This is a genomic window from Alishewanella tabrizica, assembly GCF_014652375.1.
Taxonomy (GTDB): Bacteria; Pseudomonadota; Gammaproteobacteria; order Enterobacterales; family Alteromonadaceae; genus Alishewanella; species Alishewanella tabrizica.
On record NZ_BMYR01000003.1, the window covers coordinates 162652 to 186949 of the forward strand.

The 24298-nt window shown below is 45.4% G+C and carries 21 protein-coding genes; 3 read left to right on the top strand and 18 right to left on the bottom strand.

The features are described 5' to 3' along the window. Nucleotides 1–130 precede the first annotated feature (130 nt). The 14 genes from zapD to IE070_RS04845 form a co-directional block, all read right to left on the bottom strand. Nucleotides 131–880 (bottom strand): cell division protein ZapD, encoded by a 750-nt coding sequence (gene zapD / locus IE070_RS04780; RefSeq protein WP_189481018.1) that lies wholly within the window; start codon nt 878–880, stop codon nt 131–133. An 8-nt stretch (nt 881–888) separates the two neighbouring features. Beyond that, the gene (gene coaE, locus IE070_RS04785) at nt 889–1527 is read right to left on the bottom strand and encodes a dephospho-CoA kinase (RefSeq protein WP_189481020.1); all 639 of its coding nucleotides are present in this window, start codon (nt 1525–1527) and stop codon (nt 889–891) included. 5 nt (nt 1528–1532) lie between these two features. Next, the gene (locus IE070_RS04790) at nt 1533–2411 is read right to left on the bottom strand and encodes a prepilin peptidase (RefSeq protein WP_189481022.1); all 879 of its coding nucleotides are present in this window, start codon (nt 2409–2411) and stop codon (nt 1533–1535) included. Continuing rightward, nucleotides 2408–3640, bottom strand: a complete 1233-nt coding sequence (locus IE070_RS04795; RefSeq protein WP_189481024.1) for a type II secretion system F family protein — start codon at nt 3638–3640, stop codon at nt 2408–2410. The genes IE070_RS04790 and IE070_RS04795 overlap by 4 nt, the downstream gene beginning before the upstream one ends. Nucleotides 3641–3646: 6 nt before the next feature. After that, on the bottom strand, nt 3647–5347 hold the full coding sequence (gene pilB / locus IE070_RS04800; RefSeq protein WP_189481025.1) for a type IV-A pilus assembly ATPase PilB: 1701 nt from the start codon (nt 5345–5347) through the stop codon (nt 3647–3649). Nucleotides 5348–5508: 161 nt separating this feature from the next. Further along, complete coding sequence (locus IE070_RS04805; protein WP_189481027.1) at nt 5509–6396, bottom strand: SMP-30/gluconolactonase/LRE family protein; 888 nt, start codon at nt 6394–6396, stop codon at nt 5509–5511. A gap of 391 nt (nt 6397–6787) precedes the next feature. Further along, the gene (locus tag IE070_RS04810) at nt 6788–7612 is read right to left on the bottom strand and encodes a substrate-binding periplasmic protein (protein WP_189481029.1); all 825 of its coding nucleotides are present in this window, start codon (nt 7610–7612) and stop codon (nt 6788–6790) included. 118 nt (nt 7613–7730) lie between these two features. Then, the gene (locus tag IE070_RS04815; protein WP_189481031.1) at nt 7731–8519 is read right to left on the bottom strand and encodes a 3-keto-disaccharide hydrolase; all 789 of its coding nucleotides are present in this window, start codon (nt 8517–8519) and stop codon (nt 7731–7733) included. 10 nt (nt 8520–8529) lie between these two features. Next, entirely contained in the window at nt 8530–9108 is a 579-nt protein-coding gene (locus IE070_RS04820; RefSeq protein ID WP_189481033.1) for a gluconate 2-dehydrogenase subunit 3 family protein, read from the bottom strand. Then, on the bottom strand, nt 9108–10799 hold the full coding sequence (locus IE070_RS04825; protein WP_189481035.1) for a GMC oxidoreductase: 1692 nt from the start codon (nt 10797–10799) through the stop codon (nt 9108–9110). The genes IE070_RS04820 and IE070_RS04825 overlap by 1 nt, the downstream gene beginning before the upstream one ends. A gap of 151 nt (nt 10800–10950) precedes the next feature. Continuing rightward, nucleotides 10951–11871 (bottom strand): hydroxypyruvate isomerase family protein, encoded by a 921-nt coding sequence (locus tag IE070_RS04830; RefSeq protein ID WP_229796929.1) that lies wholly within the window; start codon nt 11869–11871, stop codon nt 10951–10953. 6 nt (nt 11872–11877) lie between these two features. After that, nucleotides 11878–13089 (bottom strand): nucleoside permease, encoded by a 1212-nt coding sequence (locus tag IE070_RS04835; protein ID WP_189481036.1) that lies wholly within the window; start codon nt 13087–13089, stop codon nt 11878–11880. Nucleotides 13090–13248: 159 nt separating this feature from the next. After that, nucleotides 13249–14322 carry a sugar phosphate isomerase/epimerase family protein gene (locus IE070_RS04840; RefSeq protein ID WP_189481038.1) on the bottom strand — a complete coding sequence of 358 codons (1074 nt, stop codon included), beginning with the start codon at nt 14320–14322 and terminating at the stop codon, nt 13249–13251. Continuing rightward, nucleotides 14322–15512, bottom strand: coding sequence for a Gfo/Idh/MocA family protein (locus IE070_RS04845; protein WP_189481040.1), 1191 nt, complete (start codon nt 15510–15512; stop codon nt 14322–14324). Before IE070_RS04845 ends, IE070_RS04840 begins: the two co-directional genes overlap by 1 nt. Nucleotides 15513–15798: 286 nt before the next feature. Between IE070_RS04845 and IE070_RS04850 the strand changes: the two genes are divergently transcribed. Together IE070_RS04850 and IE070_RS04855 are read left to right on the top strand one after the other, a co-directional pair. Beyond that, on the top strand, nt 15799–16809 hold the full coding sequence (locus tag IE070_RS04850; RefSeq protein ID WP_189481042.1) for a LacI family DNA-binding transcriptional regulator: 1011 nt from the start codon (nt 15799–15801) through the stop codon (nt 16807–16809). Between the two features lie 33 nt (nt 16810–16842). Next, nucleotides 16843–17721, top strand: coding sequence for a sugar phosphate isomerase/epimerase family protein (locus IE070_RS04855; protein ID WP_189481043.1), 879 nt, complete (start codon nt 16843–16845; stop codon nt 17719–17721). Between the two features lie 128 nt (nt 17722–17849). Here IE070_RS04855 and IE070_RS04860 read toward each other — a convergent pair whose 3' ends face one another. After that, nucleotides 17850–18800, bottom strand: coding sequence for a carbohydrate kinase family protein (locus IE070_RS04860; RefSeq protein ID WP_189481045.1), 951 nt, complete (start codon nt 18798–18800; stop codon nt 17850–17852). A 287-nt stretch (nt 18801–19087) separates the two neighbouring features. Here IE070_RS04860 and IE070_RS04865 point away from each other — a divergent pair, with 287 nt between their 5' ends. Further along, on the top strand, nt 19088–21013 hold the full coding sequence (locus tag IE070_RS04865; protein ID WP_189481047.1) for an alpha-amylase family glycosyl hydrolase: 1926 nt from the start codon (nt 19088–19090) through the stop codon (nt 21011–21013). A gap of 73 nt (nt 21014–21086) precedes the next feature. On the opposite strand, the gene IE070_RS04870 is transcribed toward IE070_RS04865, so the two are convergent. The 3 genes from IE070_RS04870 to IE070_RS04880 form a co-directional block, all read right to left on the bottom strand. Further along, on the bottom strand, nt 21087–21677 hold the full coding sequence (locus tag IE070_RS04870) for a hypothetical protein (protein ID WP_189481049.1): 591 nt from the start codon (nt 21675–21677) through the stop codon (nt 21087–21089). Between the two features lie 113 nt (nt 21678–21790). After that, complete coding sequence (locus IE070_RS04875; protein WP_189481050.1) at nt 21791–23017, bottom strand: MFS transporter; 1227 nt, start codon at nt 23015–23017, stop codon at nt 21791–21793. 183 nt (nt 23018–23200) lie between these two features. After that, nucleotides 23201–24226, bottom strand: coding sequence for a LacI family DNA-binding transcriptional regulator (locus IE070_RS04880; RefSeq protein WP_189481052.1), 1026 nt, complete (start codon nt 24224–24226; stop codon nt 23201–23203). Nucleotides 24227–24298 lie beyond the last annotated feature (72 nt).

Here is a 24298-nt window from a genome sequence, read left to right on the forward strand (position 1 = left end):
TGTTGCTTTTATGGCTAAACCTTACTGAGCTCGACAGTAAGTTAAGGAACTGAGAAAGGGTTATTGTAGCAGATCCGCTGTAAAGATGAGAGAGGGAAGGTGGTATGGATCTGTTAGTGGTATGACGCAGTTAGCAGCATGCTAACTGAAAGCTGACCGCATCGGCGCAGGCACTGCGACCGGCATCTTCAGACAATTGCATAAAGCGAATGGCATAGCGATAACGATTACCGCTTACGGTTGGAAATGAACAGCAATTAAGCCCGTATTTGATCCGTAGCAATTCGAATTGCTCTGCATTTTGTTGGTAAAAGCCGCTATCGGTATGAACGTCGTTAAATTGCCCACGCTCACGAATAAAACCCAGTACAAAATCTACTGCCTGTTGTGCAAGTTGTACTTGTGCTAACCAGGCGCTTTTTTGCTGTTGTTGTTCCAGCTCAGGGAGATTTAACCAATACTGTAATTGTGGCATATCAAAGAAGCAACAACCGCCCGGTAACGCAAAGCGTTGGCGTAAGGGGGCAAGAAACTTATCTTCTTTTAATTGTCCAATGAGTTTACCACTGCGCATCAATTCAGTTTGTAAGCGCAATGCTTGCTGTAATAGCCGTTGTAACTTTTTGTCTGATACAGAGGGATGACTGGACCATTGCACTAATTGAGTTTCGCAGCGCTCAACATCCTTCAGCAGATCTGGGCGAATATCATTGCGTTCCAAAGCATCTAGTAAAGCAAATAAGCTGGTAAAAAAACTGAGTTGTTGTGGTTGCTCTGCAGCGGGTGAGAAAGCGCTAAGTTGAGATAATAAATGTTCGATCCGCAAATAGGTGCGAATTTTTTCGTTTAGTGGATGTTCATAGATTATTTCAGCAGTCATTACGCTCATTAGTGCGCTAGTTTGGCTGCAAGTTCAAGAAATTTATCATGTAAAACCTTAATTTGCGCAAAAAGTTGCGTGGCATCGCCATTATTATCAATAATTTCATCTGCACGTTGTCGCCGTTGAAAACGTGTCATTTGTGCATCCATGATGGCTTTGATCTGTGATTGGCTACTACTGTCACGTTTCGTGGCGCGTGCGAGCTGCGTTTCCTCAGCGACATCGACCACCACAGTGCGCTGTACGAGTTTATCTAAACCGTTTTCAAACAGTAAAGGTGCAACCAGTAAGGTATAAGGGGTTTGGCTGGCAGCCAATTGTTGTAGCAAGGCTTGGCGTATCGCAGGATGTAATAGCGCTTCAAGCCATTCTTTAGCTGTATTATCTTGAAAAATAATCTGGCGCAGTGCGGCGCGGTTTAAAGTCCCATCCTGTTGTAGGATCGTGGGACCAAATTGCGCAGCGATGCTGGCTAAGCACGGCGTGCCTAACGCAACCACCTCGCGTGCGACAATATCAGCATCAATATAATTTGCCCCGAGTGTTTTAAAGCCTTCGGCAACGGTGCTTTTACCACTGCCGATCCCCCCTGTTAAACCAATCAGTAATGATGTTTTGGTTAAAGGGGGCGCGCTATCGTGCATCTTGCTCATAATCCGAGGTAGCGCAGATAAGCGCCAGTAAGATGCTCACCCCATAGCATGGCAATCCAGCCAGCAGCAGCAATATAGGGACCAAATGGAATAGGGGTTGCTTTATCTTTGCCCTGAATTGCCAGCATGCTCATACCAATAACAGCACCAACTAAGGATGACAGTAAAATGATCAGGGGTAATTGTTGCCATCCTAAGAGCGCACCAAATATCGCTAATAATTTAAAATCGCCATAGCCCATGCCTTCTTTGCCGGTTAAGAGTTTAAAAGCCCAGTAAACGCTCCATAAACTTAAATAGCCTGCTGCAGCGCCAATGATAGCTTGTGCAGGCGTGACAAGCGCGCCTGCCGATAAACTAAACAGTAACACTAACCAAAGCAGGGGAAAGGTTAATTGATCAGGTAAAAGCATTTTATCAATATCGATAAAACTTAATGCAATAAGCCCCCAGGTTAAAAGGATTAATAGGGCTGCGGTTAACGTAGGACCCTGTTGCCAAGCGATACTGGCACTAAGAACAGCGGTTAACAGCTCTATTGCCGGATAGCGCACGCTTATAGCCGTTTGGCAATGGCGACAGCGGCCACGCAATGCCAACCAACTGAGTACGGGGATATTATCGTAAGCGGCGATAGGATGCTGGCATTTAGGGCAGGCTGAACGTGGCACGGCTAGGTTAAAACGTTCTGGTGTCACCTGAGATTGATTAGCTTGAAAGTACGCTTGAAACTCACTTTGCCATTCACGTTCCATCATAATAGGTAAACGATAAATTAATACGTTTAAAAAGCTCCCTATCACCAAGCTTAATGCGGCGACACAGCCGACAAATAACCACGGCATCTGTTGCCACAGGCTAACCAGTTCCATCATCCGACAATATTTCCTAATTGGAAGATAGGTAAGTACATGGCGATAATTAACCCGCCAATCACTACCCCTAATACCGCCATAATCAGCGGCTCTAATAATGCGGTTAAGCCATCTACCGCATCGTCTACTTCTTGTTCATAGATGTTGGCGACTTTCGCCAACATACCATCAAGCGAACCCGATTCTTCACCGATAGCAACCATTTGAATGACCATTTCTGGGAAACGCTCGGTTTGTTTCATAGAGAAATGCATTTGATTACCAGAAGATACTTCATCGCGTACCTCTAAAATGGCATTTTTGTATATCTCGTTACCGGCCGCACCGGCTGAAGATTCTAAGGCTTCAATCAGTGGCACACCCGCAGCGAAGGTCGTCGACAATGTTCTAGCGTAACGGGCCACTGCCGCTTTATTTAAGATATTGCCAATAACGGGCGCTTTTAATAACATTGCATCGGCTGCAGTGCGAAATTTAAGATTATTGCGATAGGCTTTTGCCATCAAATAGCCAGCTAAAATAACCAACCCTAAGACAACCCACCAATATTTTTGCATTAATTCTGAAATGCCCAAAACAAACAACGTAAAGGCGGGGAGTTCTGCGCCGAAACTGCCAAATATTTCCGCAAATTGCGGTACAACAAAAATAAGCAATATTGAGGTAACAATAGCCGCAATAACTAATACTGCGGCCGGATAAAACATGGCTTTTTTGATTTTAGATTTGAGTGCTTCTGCTTTTTCTTTATAGATAGCGATACGATCAAAAATGCGATCTAATGCACCGGATTGTTCACCTGATTTCACCAAATCGCAGTATAAATCATCAAAATATTTTGGATGTTCGCGCAGGGTTTCAGATAACGGTAAACCGGCTTGAATTTTTACTGAAATTTTTTGCATCAACTCGCGTAAACTTTTGTTATCCGAGCCATTTGCAATAAGATCAATGGATTGTACCAAAGGTACGCCGGCACTTAACATGGTAGCAATTTGCCGTGTGACAATAGCAATATCTGCGGCCGTAATGCGCTTACCTTCACCAAATAAGGAGCGCGGTTTTTTCTTTACGCCAGAGGGTGTTACCCCTTGCTGACGTAATAATGCTTTGGCTTCAGCAATGCTGGTGGCTTTAATTTCACCTGTTTTGCGATCGCCTTTACGGTTGATGCCTTTGTAGGTAAAAACATGCAGCTCTTTTATTTTAAATTTTTGGGCCTGCGCCATGCCTAATTATCCTTTGGTTACCCGGTTAACTTCTGCGAGGCTGGTGAGACCTGCAGCGGCTTTAATCAAACCAGACTGCCGCAAATTATGAATACCTTCACGTTGCGCCTGGGTGGCAATATCCAGTGAATTACCATTTTCCATAATAATATCAGCCATTTTAGGACTAATAGGCATAACTTCATAGATACCCACGCGTCCTTTATAGCCATTGGTACAGTAATCACACCCTATGGGCTTAAAAATAGTGATGTTATCAAGCTGGTCTTCGCGAAAACCTTGTCGTAGCAGTTCAGCTTGGGGAATATCTTCTTGTTTTTTGCATTTTGGGCACAAGCGACGAGCCAGCCGCTGTGCAATGATCAATGAGACTGAGCTGGCGACGTTATAAGCTGGAACCCCCATATTTAATAGACGCGTTAGCGTTTCTGGGGCAGAGTTAGTGTGTAACGTAGAGAGCACTAAGTGGCCTGTTTGCGCGGCTTTAATGGCAATTTCAGCGGTTTCTAAATCGCGAATTTCGCCCACCATTACCACATCAGGATCTTGGCGTAAAAATGCTTTTAATGCAGAAGCAAACGTTAAACCTGCTCTTGGATTTACTTGCACCTGATTAACACCCGGTAAATTGATTTCTACCGGATCTTCTGCAGTTGAGATATTGGTTTCTTCGGTATTTAAAATGGCTAAACCTGTGTACAAGGAGACTGTTTTACCGCTACCGGTGGGGCCGGTGACTAAAATCATACCTTGTGGTTGGGATAGGGCATCCATATAACGCTGTTTTTGTTCTGGTTCATAGCCCAGTACATCAATACCCAACATGGCACTGTCTGAATCGAGGATCCGCATAACGATTTTCTCACCCCAAAGGGTGGGTAAGGTACTGACTCGGAAATCGATGGATTTTTTTGCAGACAATTTTAGTTTGATTCGGCCATCTTGTGGCACACGTTTTTCAGCGATATCTAACCGTGACATGACCTTTAATCGAGCAGATAAACGGGTAGATAAAGCCACTGGCGGGCTGGCCACTTCATGTAAAATGCCATCGATTCGAAAGCGGATCCGATATTGCTTTTCGTAGGGTTCAAAGTGTAAATCTGATGCGCCCTTGCGAATGGCGTCCAGTAGAATTTTATTGATAAAGGTAATAATGGGCTGATCTTCTTTATCGGGTTGCATACCAACCGATTCTTCAGCCTCTTCCTCCACCACGCCCATGGCGGAAAGATCCCATTCACTGTCGCCATTGCCTAAACTGTCGTACGCATTTTCAAACAATTTATCGAACAATTTATGTAGCTTATCGTACTGTACAACGACAATCTCGGCATTTAATCCGGCGTTAAATTCAAAATCTTCGATAGCCGCAATATTGGTGGGATCAACGACAGCAAGATGCATGGTGCGGCCACGTTTACTGAGCGGCAGCATATCGCTTTTGCGTGTCAGTTTCTCGTTGCGTAACTCGTCAGGAATAGATGCAGGATTAAAATATTCTAGATCTAAGGTGAGATGCTGATTTATCGTCGCCGCAGTTTCTGCTAATTGTTGTGGTGAAATCAGTTTTTCAGTGATTAACAGCTCAGGCAAGGTACGATATTGTCGACCTTTTTCATTTATCAAACGCAACGCTTTATCCCCATCGATAAAACTTTGCTGAATCAATATTTTAAGAAGAGTAGATTTGCTGTTAACCGCCATAAGGGCATTCTATCCTGGCAACTGTTCAGATCAGATAATACTAAGATTATGCCAGTATCCCTTAGTTATTCAAGGTTTAACGCAGTTTATCCTGTAATGTCAAATGAAAGCATTAGGCAGCAGCCACTGAGGAACTGGGCTACTGCAAAATGTGCGTATGATTAAGGCCGTGTTAACTGGAAAGCGCGTACAGAGTTACCTAAAAAAGTAGGAACATACAAGGTGTTAGATTCTGCATCCCACCCCAGATCGGCTGTGTTAAGTTTTGTTTCGCGGCTATCTAAAAGCTCAACGATATGTCCCTTATCATTAACGTAATATATGAGGCCAGCCCAGCAACTCACAATAAAGTGTCCTTCTGCTACCTGCACTAAACCATCTGCACGCTCAGCAAAGCCTTGAGCAACAAGGGTGATGTTTTTCTGGTGATCTATTTTTAGTAAGCGATCGTTCGCGGCAACATACAGCGTGTCTGCAATAGCCTTTACACCATTAGCAGCATCAATATCTTCAAGCCAAATAGACAGTGTATGGTTTTGATAGCGATAAAGACGATTTTTACGTGTGTCTGAAATCGTAACAACCCCTTGTTGATCAATGGTGACATCATTTAAAAATACGGCGTCCGGTGCAGGAATTTTGCTGATAACTTCTGCGCGTGCAATATCAATGATCACCAGCTCTGTAATATCCGCCACATAAAGTTTACCCTCAAAAACGGCCATGCCTTTTGGCGCATTTAAGCCGCGTAGCCAATTTTGCTGCCGAATACTGCCATCCAGATTAAGAATGGCAATACCGCCTTGTCCGTCTGCACTGTTTGCCTGTCCTTCAATTTCGGAGACAAATAAATAACGATCGTTTTGTTGTTGATGGACTAAAACCGACTCTGGAACACGTAAGCCCGATGTTTGCCATACCTCCGTTAATACGGGAGCAGTGTTTAGTTTATCGTCTTGCATAGCATTTGCCCAAGCTGGCGTTAGTGCAAGAAATTGTAGTGCGGCGAGTAAGGTGAACGCGCGATATAACCTGCTGGTTTGCTGCATCTTAAGTCCTTTGTTTGTGTTCATTCTCAAATAGAACAGGTAATAGTAAAGTAAATTGGCACTTTACTAGTGACTCTTAGTTAGGCTGATAACATTACGCTGTCTGTGTTATTGACTGCAATACTCTGCTGCCGTTATTCCATATTTGGTATTTGGTATTTGGTATTTGGTATTTGGTAATCAGCAGTCAGTTTTAAGCGTTTACGTGTTTAATATGTCAATAATCGTGTTATTGAACTGATTATTAAACAGTGACGCGTTTATGTTGTAGACAATGTGACCTAGTCGGTTGGCTGGTGGGGCGGCGAGCTTTTAGTTATGAATAAAATAACAAATGAACGCTGCTCAGTTTAGGGCGCAAACTGGCAGCGTAAAATGTGTCAATGTGTGTTTATTGTTGATAAGGCTGTAATAGCTTTTGTAAGGTGCCATTTTGTTTCAAGCGTTCTATGGCGCTATTTACCTCGGCTAATTTCGCTTCATTCACACTGGCTTTACTTAGCATGAGATGAACATCCGAGGGAGCTAATGTTATCGGAAGGGCTTTGATTGTCCGATCGAGGCCTTTTCTACGTAGAATAGCGGTTGCAACATAGTTATCTTCAAGCACTGCGCTAATTTCTTCATCAAGCAATCGGGCTAAATTCAGTTCGGCAATTTGGGCATTTACAAAACCCTGCGGGTTACTGTCATATAAAGCATCAATGTCTGCACCATAGTAATAATCGTTCACTAAACCGACTTTATGACCTGCTGCAAGCAAACTGGCTAAATCTGTAAAATCTAGGGTGGCATCGCCTCTAGTGTAGAGCACAAACTGCTCTTGACGGTAAGGATCTGAAAACCAGGAGTAGTTTTCTCTTTCTTGGCTACGTGATGCGCCCGGTAGTAAATCAATTTCACCCTGTTGTAGCTTTGAAAGAAGCACAGACCATGTATCTTGTTGTAAGGTAAGCTCGCAGCCTAATTCAGTCGCCAGTGCTTGTAAAATATCAATATCTAAGCCTGTGGCTTGCTGTCCTGGCGCAAGATAATGATAGGGTTCCCAAGCATCAAACCCTACCTTAAGAGTACAGGGTTCAGTTGGTGTTGTAGGCAAAGTGCTAGTTGTTGCATTGGGCGATATAGGTTGTTCAGTTACAGGTTTACAACTGGAAAGCAGAATGAATAGGCTGGAGCAGAAGGTTAGCGTTAGGAACAGAGGAAGACTGCGCATGGCAAAACTCCTATAGGTAACGGTACAATTTAATTGTAGTTACCCATAGTAGAATTGCCATGTTTTATTAATATATTAGTTTGTCTAATAATTGTTGGATTGGCCAAAAAGTAGTGTGTTACAGGCGGCGAACCCAGATATTACGAAATGACACGGCATCTCCATGATCTTGCAATTGCAGAGGTGCACAGCCATGCGCTTGATATTTTGGGGCGCCAATCCATTCTGTAGTTCCCTGAATTTCTATATGATTCTGCACCAACACACCATTATGCAGCACGGTGATATACCCCGGACTGCTCAGTTGCTCGCCCGAAAAACGTGGCGCACGATAAATAATATCGTACGTTTGCCATTCTCCCGGGGCGCGACTGGCATTTACTAGCGGAATCGTTTGTTTGTAAACAGATGCTGCCTGGCCATTAGGGTAGGTTGGGTTATTATATGAATCCAGAATTTGAATTTCATAACGCTGCTGTAAGAAAATACCGCTGTTATTACGTAATTGGCCTTTTTTCTCACCAAACTCAGCCGGCACGCGCCACTCCATGTGCAGTTGAATATCGCAAAACGATGCTGATGTCGTAATGTCGCCACTGCCCGGCGTAACGGTCAGCACGCCATCTTGCATCGACCAAGGCGCCTTGCCACCTTTAAGGCTTTGCCATTGGCTTAAATTGGCATCTAATAGCACTAACGCATCTGAAGGAGCGGCTTGCGGCGCTGCGGTTATGATAGCTGGCACCGGCTCCCATACTTCGGTTTTCTCGGAGAGTTTAATCCGTTCTGCGTCGGTCATTGCTGCAAGTTCAGCTGCCGTTTGCGCCTGTGCTATGCCTGCTAAACTTGCTAGAGTTAGCAGTGCTAAAGCAGAAGAGGTGTTACCTAAAAATGTGATTAATTTCATAGTTATTCCTTTATAGAGACCAGGCCCGTTCGCCTTTTTTGTAAGGATAATTACCATCCCAACGGCCAGGGATCGCGACGTGTCGAAGCACCTCTGTGGCCCCCACTTTAGAGGTAAAAAACGCAAAAATGCTTTGTTGCTTTAACACTGTAAAGTAATGCGCTTGGGGAGTTTGCTGCTGCGCATTGGCCTTGGCAATTTGAGCCTTGGCTTCGTTATCTAATTCAGTCAGTAAGGCGAGCTTTTGTGCAGGGGTGGCAGCCTGAAAAGAGTGCTGAAACCGATGTAGAGCGAGGGCTTGTAATGCCAACAGGCCTTCTGTTACCAAGGTGCGCTGGCTTTGATCAAAACAGTTACTGATAATAGCTGCCATTTGTGCACCAGCACCGCTTGCTTTGGCACCGGGGGTGTCCGTTTGCGGTAAAATCGTTTCAGCAATCTCGTCTAATAAGGCAATATCATTTGCGCTAAAGATATGCGTCACCGGGACCTTATCGGCTGCCGTTAAGCCTTGTGCTAACAGATCACCCGCGACCATGGCCATGCCAGTTGCGGCAGCAATCATCTTTAATAAATCACGACGATCCATTACAGCTCTCCTTTTTTTAGCGCATCTACCGCGAACTTTGCGGCTCTAGCGGTTAATGCCATATAGGTTAGCGAGGGATTAACACAAGAACCTGACGTCATACAAGCACCGTCGGTGACAAACACATTTAAGGCATCCCACACTTGGTTATGTGCATTTAAGACGGAGGTTTTAGGATCGCGTCCCATTCTCGCGGTACCCATTTCATGAATCCCCATACCCGGACCATAGGGTGATTCATAGGCCTGCACATTCTTCACCCCGGCGGCCTCTAAAATTTCTACCGCATCTTGTTTCATATCCCGACGCATCAATAATTCGTTTTGCTTCATCTCCACGTCCATGGCTAACACCGGTAAGCCCCATTTATCTTTTACCGTAGGATCTAGGAAGATGCGATTTTCGTGATAGGGTAGAAACTCACCAAAGCCCATCATGCCAATACTCCACGCGCCGGGTTCAATGAGCGCGGCCTTTAAATCGGCGCCTACACCAAGCTCAGCCACACCACGCTGCCAGCTATCGCGGCTGGCACGGCCTTGATAACCAAAGCCACGTAAATAGTCGCGCTTATCATCTTGCCAATTGCGATAGCGCGGAATGTAAAAACCACTGGGACGACGGCCAAACGTATATTTATCTTCAAAGCCCTCCATCACGCCGCCGGCACCAATTTTCAAATGGTGATCCATAACATTATGACCAAGTTCGCCACTACTACTGCCTAAGCCGCCTTCCCACACATCTTTAGCCGAATTCATAAGGATCCATGTGCTGTTAAACGCCGAGGCATTTAAGAACACAATTTTGCTGGTAAACTCATAAGTTTGATTGGTTTCACTGTCCAATACTTCTACGCCACGCGCGCGTTTTTTATCTTTGTCGTATAGTAATTGGGTAACAATTGAAAACGGACGCACGGTCAAATTTCCCGTTTTCATTGCAGCGGGCAGCGTGGCCGACTGGGTGCTAAAATACGCCCCAAAAGGACAACCCAACCAGCATTTATCACGGTATTGGCAATTGACGCGATTTTGCTCTGGACGGGCTTCTGTTAAGTGGGCCGTGCGACCGCAAATCATATGACGTTTACCGCCAAACGCTTTTTGGATTTGCGCAGCGGCGGATTTTTCGACGATGTTTAAATCCATTGCAGGTAAAAATTGACCATCGGGTAATACATCTAGCCCATCACGATTACCTGAAATACCCGCGAAACGTTCAACATAATCATACCAAGGTGCTAAATCGCTGTAGCGAATAGGCCAATCAACAGCCACGCCTTCACGTAAGTTCGCTTCAAAGTCTAATTCATTCAGGCGATAGCTTTGGCGGCCCCACAGTAAAGAACGCCCACCCATGTGATAACCGCGATACCAGTCAAAGCGTTTTTTTTCTACATAAGGCGATTCTTGCTCATTAGCCCACATACCTTGCGTGATTTCATTCAACGGATAATCCCGACTTAATACAGGAAAATCTTCTTTCATTTTTTGTGTGGGTAAATTTCGATGCGGTAAATCCCATGTTTCTTTCATGGCATTCGTATAGCCTTTGATATGCTCAATATTGCGGCCACGTTCTAATAATAAAACTTTTAGCCCTTGTTCAGTGAGCTCTTTGGCCGCCCAGCCACCACTAATACCGGAGCCGACGACAATGGCGTCATAATGATTTTGTGCTGTTATCATAATCTTCTACCTGTTGCTGTCGATTTCTGTCCTACGAACCATGTAGTGTGTGTCTCGTGTTCGTATGGTAGAACTCGTTTGTTATTATTTAGTGCAACGACACAATGAGCATATGATTTAGCCGATTGTGTGATTACAGTGTTAATCGGCGTTATACATCACAGATTTGAATGGCCTGCGCCAACGATTGCGCGCGACCGGTTTTAGTGTCTGGTGTTGGCATAAACTCTTGTGCTACATAGCCCGTAAATCCGGTGGCTTTAATGGCTCTGGCTATAGCCGCATAATTAAGCTCTTGGCTATCATCTATTTCATGTCGACCAGGGACTCCAGCAGTGTGGTAATGGCCAAAGTATTGGTGATGCTGCTGAATGGTGCGAATAATATCGCCTTCCATAATTTGCATATGATAAATGTCGTAGAGCAATTTAAAGTTGGGTGAATTGAGTCGCTTGCACAGCTCAATGCTCCAAGGCGTGTTATCGGCTAAATAATCTGGATGATCGACTTTGCTGTTAAATAACTCTAACTGAATGATCACGCCATGTTTTTCGGCGCTAGGTAAGATTTGAGAGAGGCCAGCAACGGCATTATCGAGCGCTTGCTCTCGGCTCATGCCGCGGGCATTACCGGTAAAGCAAATCAGGTTTTTATAGCCTGCCTTTGCGACTAGTTCAATATGCTCTAAATAACGTGGTATTAGCTGTGCATGAAAGCGGCTATCTGACCAGCCATCCTCTAAATTTAGTTCGGCACCATTGCACATTGAAGAATCGATGCCATGTTGTTTTAGTATTGGCCAATCCGCAGGGCCCACCAGATCAATGGCGCTAAAACCAAGTGATTTCACCAGCAAACAAAGCTCTTCTAAGCTAAGATCGCCAAACGTCCATCGACTGACTGAGTGATTAATGTGTCCCTTCAACGGTGTCTTTACCGCGTTTTGTAGGGAAGTGTTTATCACCTGCTCACCGGGTACGTTTTGCGCCAATGCGCTAAGTGGGGCAAGTGCTGTCATGGCTGCAACCTGTTTTAATAGGGTTCTTCTGCCAAAATTATGTGTTGTCATCATGCCGTCCTAGCGTTGTTTTTCGGTTTTAAACGTAAGCGCAAACAGCACTAACACCACGGCGGCAAACCCTGCCGGGAATAGCCAAATGGGTTGCCACGCAATACCGGCGGCGGTGGTGTAGTTTTCAGTAATCATTCCTGCAACACTAAAACCAATCAGCATACCAATGCCATAGGTTGCAAGTGTAATAAGCCCTTGCGCAGCGTTTTGAATCGCCGCACCGGCTTTACTGTTGGTGTAAATCTGGCCGCTTACAAAGAAGAAGTCGTAGCAAATGCCGTGCAGCGCAATGCCTAAAATCAGTAACCAAATGCCATTGTCCGCATCGCCATAAGCAAACAGGACATAACGCAGTACCCAAGCAGCCATCCCCAGTAACAGTGTTAACTTTATGCCAAAACGATTTAAAAACAGGGGTAATAGCAGCATAAATAACACTTCGGAAACCTGACCTAGCGTCATTTTGCCGGTGGCATTCTCTACACCAATATTGGTTAAGAACGGGTTAGCATTTTGGTAGTAGAAGGCCAATGGAATACAAATAAGTATTGAACTGATGAAAAAGATGGCGAAGTTACGATCTTTCAAGAGTTTTAAGGCATCTAAGCCTAAAATATCTGCGAGGCGTTGCCCTGCTTGTTTGCCAGCAGGTGGCGTTGCTGGCAAAGTAAAACTGTATACACCTAGCAGCAGTGACACCATTGCACACATTAAAAACGTATTTTTCAAGGCGCCTGTTGCAATGGCGGCTTGCGCATCCCAGCTAAAGATATAACTGATGACCAAACCAGCAATAATCCAACCCAAGGTACCCCACACCCGAATTTGTCCGAATTCTGCAGCTGGCGAAGATAGCTGACGAAATGATACAGCGTTTACCAGAGCCAGCGTAGGCATGTACGCTAACATGTAACCTAATACCAGTGGATAAAAGGTACTAAAGTCGGTTGCTTGATACATCAAAAACATCAGAATGGCGCCACATAGGTGTAAAATACCCAGTAAGCGTTCAGCGTTAAAATAGCGATCGGCGATTAAACCGATAAAAAACGGTGCAATAATGGCGCCCCAAGATTGGGTTGAAAACGCCATGCCAATCTGACCACCATTGGCTTGTAAGTTTTGACCTAAAAAAGTACCTAGTGTGACAAACCAACCACCCCAGATAAAAAACTGTAAGAACATCATGCAGCTTAACCGCATTTTTATTGTATTCATTTACCTGTCCCCGTTTTGCCTAAACACGTGCTGATTTCGTTGCTAGGGTTGTTTACCCAACGATGAATGCATTGCGTTTTTTTTGTTGTTATTAATTTTTGTTTTTTACTTATGTTAAACATAGGGTGCGTCGATATCGTCGCCGCACCGAAGGCCATCTCAACCCGTTAGGCCAAGAATACGTCTATTTCGTTGTGTATCTGTACTGGCACCCGCAAAGTCATCGAAGGCGCGGCCAGCTTTTTCTATTAAATGTGCGGCAATAAAAGGCGCTCCCTCACGAGCACCTTGCTCGGCATCTTTTAAGCAGCATTCCCATTCCAACACGGCCCAGCCATCAAAACCATATTGAGTGAGTTTGCTAAAGATTTGTTTAAAGTCGACCTGACCATCGCCCAGTGAGCGAAAACGGCCTGCACGATCTTGCCAATTTTGATAGCCGCCATAGACACCGGTGCGGCCATTTGGACGAAATTCAGCGTCTTTAACGTGGAAGGCTTTAATGCGCGTATGGTATCGGTCAATAAAATCCAGGTAATCCAGTTGTTGTAAGACAAAGTGACTGGGATCAAACAAGATATTGGCAGCGGGATGCTGATTTACTGCAGTTAAAAAGCGTTCAAAGCTCGCGCCATCATGTAAATCTTCGCCAGGGTGAATTTCATAACATACGGCCACGCCAGCTTCAGCAAAAGCATCTAAAATAGGTAGCCAACGTGCAGCTAGTTCGGCAAATCCTTGCTCAACTAAGCCTGCCGGACGTTGTGGCCAGGGGTATACTAAATGCCATAACAACGCCCCTGAAAACGTAGCATGCGCTTTTAACCCCATACGCTGACTGGCTTTAGCCGCATATTTTAGTTGTTGCACTGCCCATGCGGTGCGTTCAGCGGGTTTACCACGCAGGGCTTCGGGTGCAAAACCATCAAATAATTCATCGTAAGCTGGATGAACCGCAACTAATTGCCCTTGTAAATGCGTGGAGAGCTCTGTTATCACGACGCCTTCTGCCTGGCACAGCGCGATGATGTCATCACAATACGCTTGGCTATCTGCCGCAAGTGCTAAATCGAATACTGACGGATCTGTTGGCAGTTGAATCCCTTTATAGCCTAGCGACGCTGCCCAACGTGCCATGGCTTGCAGTTTTACTTTGCTCTCTGTTTGCGGGAATTGCGCTAAAAACTGTGCCAGAAAAATCGCTGGGCCGTATATTTGGCTGGATTGTGTCATCAAATGACTCCTGTAAACGCCGTGTGTAATTGTTTCGGTAACGTATGCCATTTTTGTTCGCTATTACTGCTTTGAGTAATAGTGTCGATAAACGCCATACCGCGTAATCCCGCATCAATACCGGGCACACCTGCGGCGGTGCCATGCGCGCCGGCACGAATGGCCTTAGCAAAATCATGGTATAAGTTAGCCATGGCTTCAAGGTAGCCTTCGGGGTGGCCGCCGGGTAAACGACAACGATCTAATGCGGCTTGGCATAACCCTGGTTGACCTTTGCCGGCTCGTAAAATCTGTAATGGGCTATTTATTCCCCGAACGATCAAGCTGTTAGGTTCCATTTGTTGCCATTCCATGCCGCCTTTATCACCATATAACCGAATGCTTAAGGCGTTTTCCTCGCCGGCACACACTTGGCTAGCTAATAGCACGCCAGACACGCCCTGTTCGGTGCGGAAGAGTGCTGCACCATCATCATCTAACTGCCGTCCAGTAATGTGGCTGGTTAAGTCAGCACACAGGTGAGTGATTTGTTGTTGACTGATAAACTCAGCTAAGCCAAACGCATGGGTTCCGATATCGGCCATACAGCCACTGGCACCTGCTTGTGCAGGATCAGTGCGCCAGCTTGCTTGTTTATTCGCGCTGGCTTCTAGATTTTGGGTTAACCATCCTTGCGGATATTCGACAATTATTTTGCGCAGCGTGCCAATTGCACCGTCTGCAATTAACTGTTTTGCCTGCCAGACCATGGGATAACCAAGATAGGTATGCGCTAAGCCATAGAGCAAATGCGATTGCGCTAATTCTTGCGCCAGCTCTTGCGTTTCAGCGAGCGAAACCCCAGCCGGTTTTTCACAAAACACATGAAATCCAGCCTGTAATGCCGCTCGGCTTATCGGTACATGGAGCTGATTAGGCGTAACAATAATCAGCACTTGCATACGTTCTTGTTCAGGCAGCAACGCTTCCGCAGCAAGCAGTTGTTGCCAACTGGAATAAGCCCGATGTTCGTCAATACCAAGTTGTGCCGCAGTGAGTAAGTTATTGTCGCTGTTGCGGCTAAAGGCGCCACACACTAATTGATATTGACCATCAATCGCCATGGCACGCCGATGCACTGCGCCGATAAAGGCGCCTTCGCCGCCGCCAATCATTCCCGCCCGAATAGGGCGATGTTTTTCAAAACGCATTCTAGGTTCTCCTCGCCGCGCGTTTACGCAAGGCTGAAACTCATCATCATAAAAATGTAATCGATTACATTGGCGGTCGTCAACTTTATTTGCAACAAAATAGGGATTTATTTGGTGATATATTCACCATTAAGCGGAAGTTTTGCCCAAGTTTGGGGCGTTATGTTCTTTTATAAGGCGATTATTTTTTCTTAAATCACTTCACTTTACGGGGTTAAGTCGCTATAAATGATAACGGTTACATTTTGTATCGTTATTTTTGGTCGTTATTTTATAGAGAGCTGTTATGTCCAATATTCGAGTTGTTGCTGAACTTGCTGGTGTATCGGTAGCAACCGTATCGCGTACCTTAAAGCAACCCGAGTCGGTTTCGCCAAAAACACGACATCGGGTGCTCGATGCGATCCAGCAAGCGGGGTATCAGCCAAATCAATTAGCTGCACGATTACGCTCTGGCAAAACGCATAATTTGGTGGTGTTGGTGCCTACTATCGCAAACGTGTTTTTTGCTCGAGTGATTTCGGGAATGCAGCAGGTGGCTCATGAAAAAGGCTTTACGCTGCTTCTTTCAAATACCCAAGCGGACGAGCAAACCGAATGCCATTACGCACGCATGGTTGAATCAGCAGCAGCGGATGGTGTAATTCAATTGCGGGCGTTTAATCCTTTCAAACGTGAGCATGTGAATGAGCATCAATTACACCCGATGGTAAATGCGTGTGAAGTTTTAGATGAGGTAGCTTGCCCAACAGTGATGCTGGATAATCGCGCCGCTGCGGCCGCCATGACACGCCATTTACTGGCGCTGGGGCATAATCGTATCGCGTTAGTAAAAGGGCCCGCACGAAGTCCGCTGACGCGTGATCGTATTGCTGGTTATCGCGATGCGTTAAACGAAGTGGGTATTAATTTTGATGAGCAATTGCTGGTGGCGGGCGATTTTAGCCTTAAATCCGGTTATGAGGCCGCTGCCCATTTATTGACGTTAGCAGAAAGGCCAACAGCCATTTTTTGTGAAAATGATGAGATGGCTATGGGTGCCATGCAATGTTTAAAAAAAATGGGTCTACGCATTCCTGAAGATATGTCGGTGGCAGGTTTTGATGACATTAATTTTGCGGAATACAGTGATCCGCCGTTGACAACGATAGCCCAACCCGCAGAAGAATTTGGGCGTACCGCCGTAAGTTTGCTTATTGACGTTTTACAAGGGCGCGTAACCAAGGCAGCGAAAGTGATTCTGCCCTTTGAGTTGGTGATCCGTAACAGTACTGGGCCGCTGCATAAGCAGCCTTGAGAGCCCACTCTCAACAACTAATGGAGCATGATAATGGCTTTTCAATCCCCAATACTGGCGCCTTCCGCGGCAAAAACATTGCCGCGGCGTCAATTTATGAAATTGATACTGGGCACTAGCGTGTTAATGGGTACGGGTATATTTCAGCAATTGGCGTTTGCGAACACCCGCGCGAATATAGGTATACAGTTGTATACCGTTCGCGACTTAATGCAGCAAGATGTGCCAACAACCTTACAGCTATTAGCAAGTTTGGGTTATCAAGAGGTTGAATTTGCAGGTTTATATGAACACTCTGCAGCACAAGTTGCACGCTGGCTAACTGAGTTTGGCTTAACCGCCCCAGCAGGCCATGCCATGCTAAAACCTCTCACTGAAGATACTACTCGGGTATTAGATGAGGCGCTTGCCTTGGGGCATCGGTATGTCGTTATGCCGTATTTATTTGATCACGAACGTAGTGAGGGATTACGCAGCTATCAGCAATTAGCCGAGCAATTAAATAAGGTTGGCGAGCGTTGCCAAGCGGTCGGTTTGCAACTGGCTTACCATAATCACGATTTTGAGTTTGTGCAAATGGCGCAAAGTTCACCTTATGAGGTGTTACTGACGCAAACCGATGCGAACTTAGTAAAAATGGAGATGGATCTGTATTGGGCCGCGAAGATGCAGGTCGATGTTCCAGCGTTATTTAAGCGTTATCCTGGGCGTTTCCCGTTATGGCATATGAAAGACATGGCTACCGATGGGAGTTTTGCTGATTTAGGCCAAGGTATAATTGATTTTGCGCCTGCAGTAGCCAGCGCTGAGATCGCTGGCTTGCAGCATGCATTTGTTGAGCGAGATGTGACGGCAGATCTTTCGCGTACTTTACAGCAAGGCGTTACAGGCTTTAAACACATTTTTGCCTAATGTGTTATAGCTGGATGATCTGGTAAAGCAGGCTAAACTAGCCAATAGCCTGCTGCTCAAAGAAAAGTATTTAGAGAATAGCGTTTATCATAAAGCGCTGGAAACAAAGCGCTTAGAGAATGACGTCATTAATTTGCTGCTTCCCATTCAAAACGTGTAGGTAATGCAGTAAAGGATCCAAAATGCTGACACGTTAATGAACCAGCACTGATCGACTTATTTAACACTTGCTGTTGTAAGCTTAAGTTTTGTGCAAGTGCGCTAAGTTCATATTGCGTGAGTAACTGACTAATTTGATAAAGCCAAGCGCCAACAAAAGCATCGCCGGCAGCGGTGGTATCGACGACTTTCACTGGTGAGACGGGGACTGAGAGTTGTTGTCCTGCGACATAGCTGGTGACGGCCTTACTGCCTGCGGTAACGACAATCCACGTTGCATGTTGCTGTAATTGTTGTAGCAAGGCCAGTTCTGATTGGCCCGCGGCAAGATACGTAAGCTCATCATCGCTGAGCTTAATTAAATCGGCCATCTTTAATAGTCGGTGAACCAGTCCAAGATCGGCACGGCCTTCAGACCATAAATTGTGTCGAAGATTGGCATCTACTGAAATAAGCCAACCACGTGCTTTTGCCTCGGCTACCATGGCGAAGCTGGTTTCAGCAATAGCTGCATCGGTAAGGCTGTTTGAACATAAATGTAAGATCCCCCGATTACGCCAAAAATCGGCAGGTAAATGTGCCATTGTATAAAGTAAGTCTGCGGCGGGCGGACGATAAAACGAAAAGCTGCGATCACCTTCGCTGTTTAAGGCAACAAACGCGAGCGCCGTTTTAGCTGCGCTGGTTCGGGCGGTGGCGCTACAATCTACACCGTAGTGTTCCAGTTCTGTTTGCAAAAAGTCGCCAAACATATCTGCCCCAAGCATGCCCACAAACTGGCTTTTGCCGCCAAGCTTTGCTACAGCTACCGCGACATTGGCTGGCGCGCCGCCAGCGAAACGCCGAAAATTAGCCGGCTGTTGTGGATCTTGTAAAAAGTCGATAAGTACTTCGCCAAAACAGCAAACTGGAATTGTCATATTTATCCTGCTCTTGTCACGTTAAGTGGGGGGGATTTCCACGTATTATCATCGTATCGACATTTAATGCTAACCATACCTAAGTGAAACAATAGACTGCCGTTAGCCTCTGAAAAGTCAGTTTGATTTTATACGGGCTTAATTGTTTAAGTTTAAATTAGCTGATTGGCGCATCGGTGTAAAGAATTCGGCCGTTTAAATTGATTATTTTTTAGCTTTTACTTGAAATTCCCTTGGAATAAAGCAAATATAGCAGGTACAAGGCTAGATAAAAACAGCAGGTTATTATGAAAAAAACATCCCGCGAATTGCTAGAAAATTCATCGAAGCTGACCCAAGAGTGTCAGATTTTACTTAAACGTTTTAGTGGCTCATTAAAAGTTATTGCAAAAGGGCGTTGGCCAGTTGTTGAAATACGTTTACAGCAGCTGTTGCCTCAGCTATTGCCACTGTATTTACGCCTCTATGGTGATCGCTACGATTGCTACTATCATCTGGAACAATTGTTGAAGTTGCTGGCGCGCGCTGTTGTGCAACGTCCAGAGTATTTATTTGCTGAAGATGAGATGCCCCAGCAGTGGCATAAAGCACAATCAGCTTTAGGTTCAGCGTGTTATGTTGATTTATTTGCAGATGATTTTAGCGGCTTAGAACAGCGTATTCCTTACTTAAAGCAAACTGGTATCAATTATTTGCATTTAATGCCGCTCTTCAAGGCGCCAGAGCCTAATAGCGATGGCGGTTATGCGGTTTCGGATTATCGTAAAACAATGCCGCATTTGGGTTCGATGACAGAATTAGCGGCGCTTATGCAAAAGTTGCATGCTGAAGGTATTCGGCCGGTTCTTGATTTTGTGTTTAATCATACCTCTGACGAGCATCGCTGGGCAGAGAAAGCCAAAGCAGGTGATCTACAGTTTCAAGATTATTACTTCTTCTTTGATGAGCAAGAGCGCGAACAGTATGCGCCGTGGTTAAGAGAAATTTTTCCTGAGATCCGCCGTGGTTGCTTTACTTTTGAACCCGCGGTTGGTCGCTGGGTGTGGACCACCTTTAACAGTTTTCAATGGGATTTAAACTACGCCAACCCAGAAGTATTTAACGCGATGGCGGAAGAAATGTTGTTTTTAGCCAATCAGGGGGCTGCGGTGCTTCGCTTGGATGCACTGGCTTTTGTTTGGAAGGAAGCTGGGACAAACTGTGAAAACTTACCCAAGGCGCACACGCTTATTCAGGCATTTAATGCCGTAGCACGTATTGCAGCACCCGCACTACAATTTAAGTCTGAAGCGATAGTACACCCAGATGAAGTCGTAAAATATATCTCGCCAGAAGAGTGTCAATTATCTTATAACCCCTTGTTAATGGCTTTATTGTGGAACAGTTTAGCGACACGTAAAACTCGTTTATTAACCGAGTCTTTGCAGCGGCGCTTTGCTATTAATCCGCAGTGTAGCTGGGTAAACTATATTCGTTGTCATGATGATATTGGTTGGACATTTGACGATAATGTCGCGTGGCAGCTTGGTATTAATCCAGATCATCATCGGCAGTTTTTAAACCAGTTTTATACAGGACAATTCGCTGGCAGTTTTGCCAATGGTGTGCCATTTCAACAAAACCCCGTTACGGGTGATTGCCGGGTAGCCGGTATGTTGGCTTCACTAACCGGGGTAGAGCAAGCGCTGAGCAACGATAACAACACGAATCTTGCCAATGCGTTAGCGCGTATCTATTTACTTAATAGCGTTATTTTAAGTATCGGTGGTTTACCTTTGTTGTATATGGGTGATGAACTGGGATTACTTAATGATTACAGCTACCAACATGATCCTGCGAAAAAAGACGATAGTCGCTGGGTTAACCGTGTTAAGGTGTCTGCGGAGCAGCTAGCCAGCGCCAAGGATAAAAACACGTTATCAGGTAAAATTTACGAGCAATTACAGCAGCTGATTGCGGTGCGAAGTCGTTTCCCGGTGCTGGGCTCTGGTACCACTGAGATTTTACAAAGTGGTAATCCTCATCTGTTTGTCTATCGTAGGCAGCTGGATCAACATAGTATGTTATGTGCGGTAAACTTTAGCGAAACGCCGCAAGCCTTTACCAGCTTACCTGCAAGTCATTGGCAAGATGTATTAACGGCAAAGCATTTTCAAGCTCCCACCATTACGTTGCAGCCTTATCAAGTATTGTGGCTTATTCCGTCTAATTAAGCTGATGCTATGCGTAACGCGCCCAAGGAAGGGCGCGTGTAATGAAAAATAAGCTACACATTTAACTATACACTTAGCTTCCTTTTGCTTCCCAACCAGCAGCGGCTTTTTGCTGACAGACTGGATTGCCTTCGTCAGCCAGCGTCTCAGCAAAAAACCATTCTTTAAAGATCACCCATTGTGCATTTATTGGCGCTTGGCACTGGCCATTAGCCTGCGCTGCGAATAATTGTTCATCGCATTGTGGCGTGTCGGTTAACACGCCTTGATAGGCGTATGCATACACTGCTTGGCAATGTGGGCTTAGATAGTTGCGAAATACAACCAACCATCCTTGCTGATAGCGTACTAAGCTGAAACTGGGAACATTGTTGGCTACTGCACTGGTAATAATCTCAGGCACCGTTACATCGGTTAATAGCGCTAAGCCTTCAGCAGTGCGTTTACGCACTTGTAACGGTTCACCTCGGCGCCATGCAAAACCATCAAAGTCTGTGTTATTGGCAATGGCAATAAGTGCGGTTAAACCCTGTTCGTTACGTTGAATTTCTTGGCGTATAGTGCGTTCAATTTGTTCTGATTCCGATAGGCCTTTAAACGCATCGCAGCCCATTAAACTGCTGAGTAGAAGCCCGCTACAACACCCTAAAATTATCTTACGCATAGGTATTCTCTCTTAGTACTCACTAGCGCTAAAAACAGCGTGTAACTTTACCATAAAAAAGCCCCGCAAAGCGGGGCAACAGAACAACGAGAGAGCGCTATTCCAAGAGGGAGTTAATGTTGATACTTTTCTAACTGCTGTTCGGCAGGGTTGGCAAAATGGTTCCACCATAAGCCCACTGCCATAATCAGTGCAAAACCTGTCGCCAGATAAAAACCATAACGCACATTACCAAAAATATCGCCAACAATGCCCATTAAGAGTGGGCCTAAAGCTGCCGCGAGTGCGGTAAACGCCAAGATCAGCCCTGCTGCAGCGCCATGCTTGTTGCGAGGGAAACAACTAATGCCTTTAGAATTTAACGTGGGATACATCATAGACATAAACAGACCAGAAAAAGGCATTAACCACAGCGCCCAAGCCACGCCATTCACCATGCTTAAGACAAAACATATCGCAATGGCTGTACTGAACCAAGCAAGCAAAATGGTCCAACTAAACTTACTCAGTAGCCATTCTGCTAAAAAGCGACCCACGGTGCGTAGAATAAAAAATACCGTAATAGCGTGTGCGGCTAAGGTGGTCCATTGTCCTTCGTATTGTTGCAGCAGGGTAGGTAACCAAACAAATACGGCCACTTCTGTAGCAACATAGCAGGCAATGGCTAATGAAAACCCCAGCGCGTAACGGTTTTTAACCAGCGCTAAGCAATCCCAAATAGAACTTTGTGTTTGAGGTGTGTAGGCGGGGTACTCCATACGCCAAGCGATGACTAGTAATACGGCACAAATTAACCCTGCCAATAAGTACAGTTGCTCCCATGCCATATCGTAGGTGAGTAACACGGCTACCAGCGCTGGGCCAGCAATAGCGCCTAGACCAAAAAAGCCTTCTACACGGTTCATTAAGCCCGTATGACTTTTTGCGTTGGGGCTTACATCCCCAATTAACGCCAGAGCCCCAGTTTTAAATAGGCCAATACTTAAACCACACAGGCCGAGTAATAACAGGTAAAAGGTAAAGCTTTGGCCAATGGCAAAGGCGACACACGCTAAGGTGTAAATGAGCAGACCAAATAAGATAATTTTTTTACGGCCAATTTGATCGGCTAATTGACCAAGAAAAAGTCCAGATAAGCCGATAAAAATCATTGGCACATAATGAAAGGCCGCCGCTTGGGTTAGCGAGAGATTAAACTGCTTTACCACTTCGGGAATAATGACGCCAACAGCGTCAGTTGTCATGGCAAAAACAAAGAACATCAGGCAAGTCATCCACTTTACCTGAGCGTGGGTGTGGTTATCTACCACAGCAGCATTGAGCGGTTGTGTTTTTTGCATTTTTCTACCCTGTCGATGTTCGCGTTAATACGCCAACTTTTTATTATGCCTAAGCTTGGCGTTGCCAATAGCTTGGTGAATTATGTTGTTATTATGAACATAAAACTACAACTAAAACGTTTAAGTTGCAAGTCAAGATCGGGTGTTTTTGCGAAAAAACCAGATTTAATACGAATAAATTAGTTAACAGCTAGCTCTTAAACGTAATTCACATTCCAGCATGACATTTTGTTGATGTTCGCCACTTAGTAATAAACGCGCTGCTGTTCGACCTTTTTCATCGCTATGCTGTGCCACTGTGGTTAGTGCGGGGTAAGCACGTTCTGCTTCTTCTATGCCATCAAAGCCGACAAGACAAAGATCTTCAGGGATGCGAATACCCAGTTGGCGAGCGACACTCATTGCGCCTAGGGCGATGCGATCGCTCATACAGAGTAAAATCTGAGGTCTTGGATGTTGGGTTAACGCTTCACGCGCCGCAATTTCGGCATATTGATGAGTATTCACCGGGATATGCCAGATCTGATCTGCAGGTAAGTCTCGTTGTAATTCTGCTGCCGCTGCTAAATAGCCATCTAATCGGCGGCGAGAAATCGCTTCATCTTGATCATAAAGCTCAGCCGGTTGCATGCGACACACGCGATCAGAATCGATTAAACGCAATCCTAAAACGGCAACTTTTCCGGTATATTTTTGCATTGCATAATGTGCAATATCATAAGCGTAGCGCGTATTGTCGATATTAACCGATCCCATGCCAGGTAAATTACAATCTACGCTAAGCATGGGTTTACCGCTTTGCCTTACTCGGTCGAGTTGTTCATGATTCATTGGGCTGCCGTAAATGATAAAGCCATCAGGAAGGGCTTCAGCAGTGCTATGCACGGCTTTGGCACCCGACAACAACAACATATCTTTACCTTGTGCCTGCAGCACCTCGGCAATGCCTTTAATGAGCTGATTGGCGACAGGATCGCTGATGGAGTATTCCAAAGTGTCTGATAACAAAATGGCAATCATGTCTGAGCGGCCAGTGCGTAAACTCCGCGCTGTGGCGTTAGGGCCACTAAAGCCCAACTTTTCACTTTCTTCTAAAATATGCTTGCGCAAATCGGTAGAGAGTTGATCGGGTCGATTAAAGGCGTTCGAAATGGTGGCAACCGATACCCCAAGATGTTGCGCCAGCGATTTTAGGGTGACTTTAGCCATGGAAACATCCTCGTTTATAGGCAGCCGTATAACGCGTTTAGGCGCTCACTGCATTTTAGCAATAGGTAATCT

Bases quoted from the DNA above. Each gene is read 5' to 3' on its own strand.
- zapD (WP_189481018.1), bottom strand. From the start codon at position 880: ATGACTGCTGAAATAATCTATGAACATCCACTAAACGAAAAAATTCGC.
- coaE (WP_189481020.1), bottom strand. From the start codon at position 1,527: ATGCACGATAGCGCGCCCCCTTTAACCAAAACATCATTACTGATTGGT.
- IE070_RS04790 (WP_189481022.1), bottom strand. From the start codon at position 2,411: ATGATGGAACTGGTTAGCCTGTGGCAACAGATGCCGTGGTTATTTGTC.
- IE070_RS04795 (WP_189481024.1), bottom strand. From the start codon at position 3,640: ATGGCGCAGGCCCAAAAATTTAAAATAAAAGAGCTGCATGTTTTTACC.
- pilB (WP_189481025.1), bottom strand. From the start codon at position 5,347: ATGGCGGTTAACAGCAAATCTACTCTTCTTAAAATATTGATTCAGCAA.
- IE070_RS04805 (WP_189481027.1), bottom strand. From the start codon at position 6,396: ATGCAGCAAACCAGCAGGTTATATCGCGCGTTCACCTTACTCGCCGCA.
- IE070_RS04810 (WP_189481029.1), bottom strand. From the start codon at position 7,612: ATGCGCAGTCTTCCTCTGTTCCTAACGCTAACCTTCTGCTCCAGCCTA.
- IE070_RS04815 (WP_189481031.1), bottom strand. From the start codon at position 8,519: ATGAAATTAATCACATTTTTAGGTAACACCTCTTCTGCTTTAGCACTG.
- IE070_RS04820 (WP_189481033.1), bottom strand. From the start codon at position 9,108: ATGGATCGTCGTGATTTATTAAAGATGATTGCTGCCGCAACTGGCATG.
- IE070_RS04825 (WP_189481035.1), bottom strand. From the start codon at position 10,799: ATGATAACAGCACAAAATCATTATGACGCCATTGTCGTCGGCTCCGGT.
- IE070_RS04830 (WP_229796929.1), bottom strand. From the start codon at position 11,871: ATGATGACAACACATAATTTTGGCAGAAGAACCCTATTAAAACAGGTT.
- IE070_RS04835 (WP_189481036.1), bottom strand. From the start codon at position 13,089: ATGAATACAATAAAAATGCGGTTAAGCTGCATGATGTTCTTACAGTTT.
- IE070_RS04840 (WP_189481038.1), bottom strand. From the start codon at position 14,322: ATGACACAATCCAGCCAAATATACGGCCCAGCGATTTTTCTGGCACAG.
- IE070_RS04845 (WP_189481040.1), bottom strand. From the start codon at position 15,512: ATGCGTTTTGAAAAACATCGCCCTATTCGGGCGGGAATGATTGGCGGC.
- IE070_RS04850 (WP_189481042.1), top strand. From the start codon at position 15,799: ATGTCCAATATTCGAGTTGTTGCTGAACTTGCTGGTGTATCGGTAGCA.
- IE070_RS04855 (WP_189481043.1), top strand. From the start codon at position 16,843: ATGGCTTTTCAATCCCCAATACTGGCGCCTTCCGCGGCAAAAACATTG.
- IE070_RS04860 (WP_189481045.1), bottom strand. From the start codon at position 18,800: ATGACAATTCCAGTTTGCTGTTTTGGCGAAGTACTTATCGACTTTTTA.
- IE070_RS04865 (WP_189481047.1), top strand. From the start codon at position 19,088: ATGAAAAAAACATCCCGCGAATTGCTAGAAAATTCATCGAAGCTGACC.
- IE070_RS04870 (WP_189481049.1), bottom strand. From the start codon at position 21,677: ATGCGTAAGATAATTTTAGGGTGTTGTAGCGGGCTTCTACTCAGCAGT.
- IE070_RS04875 (WP_189481050.1), bottom strand. From the start codon at position 23,017: ATGCAAAAAACACAACCGCTCAATGCTGCTGTGGTAGATAACCACACC.
- IE070_RS04880 (WP_189481052.1), bottom strand. From the start codon at position 24,226: ATGGCTAAAGTCACCCTAAAATCGCTGGCGCAACATCTTGGGGTATCG.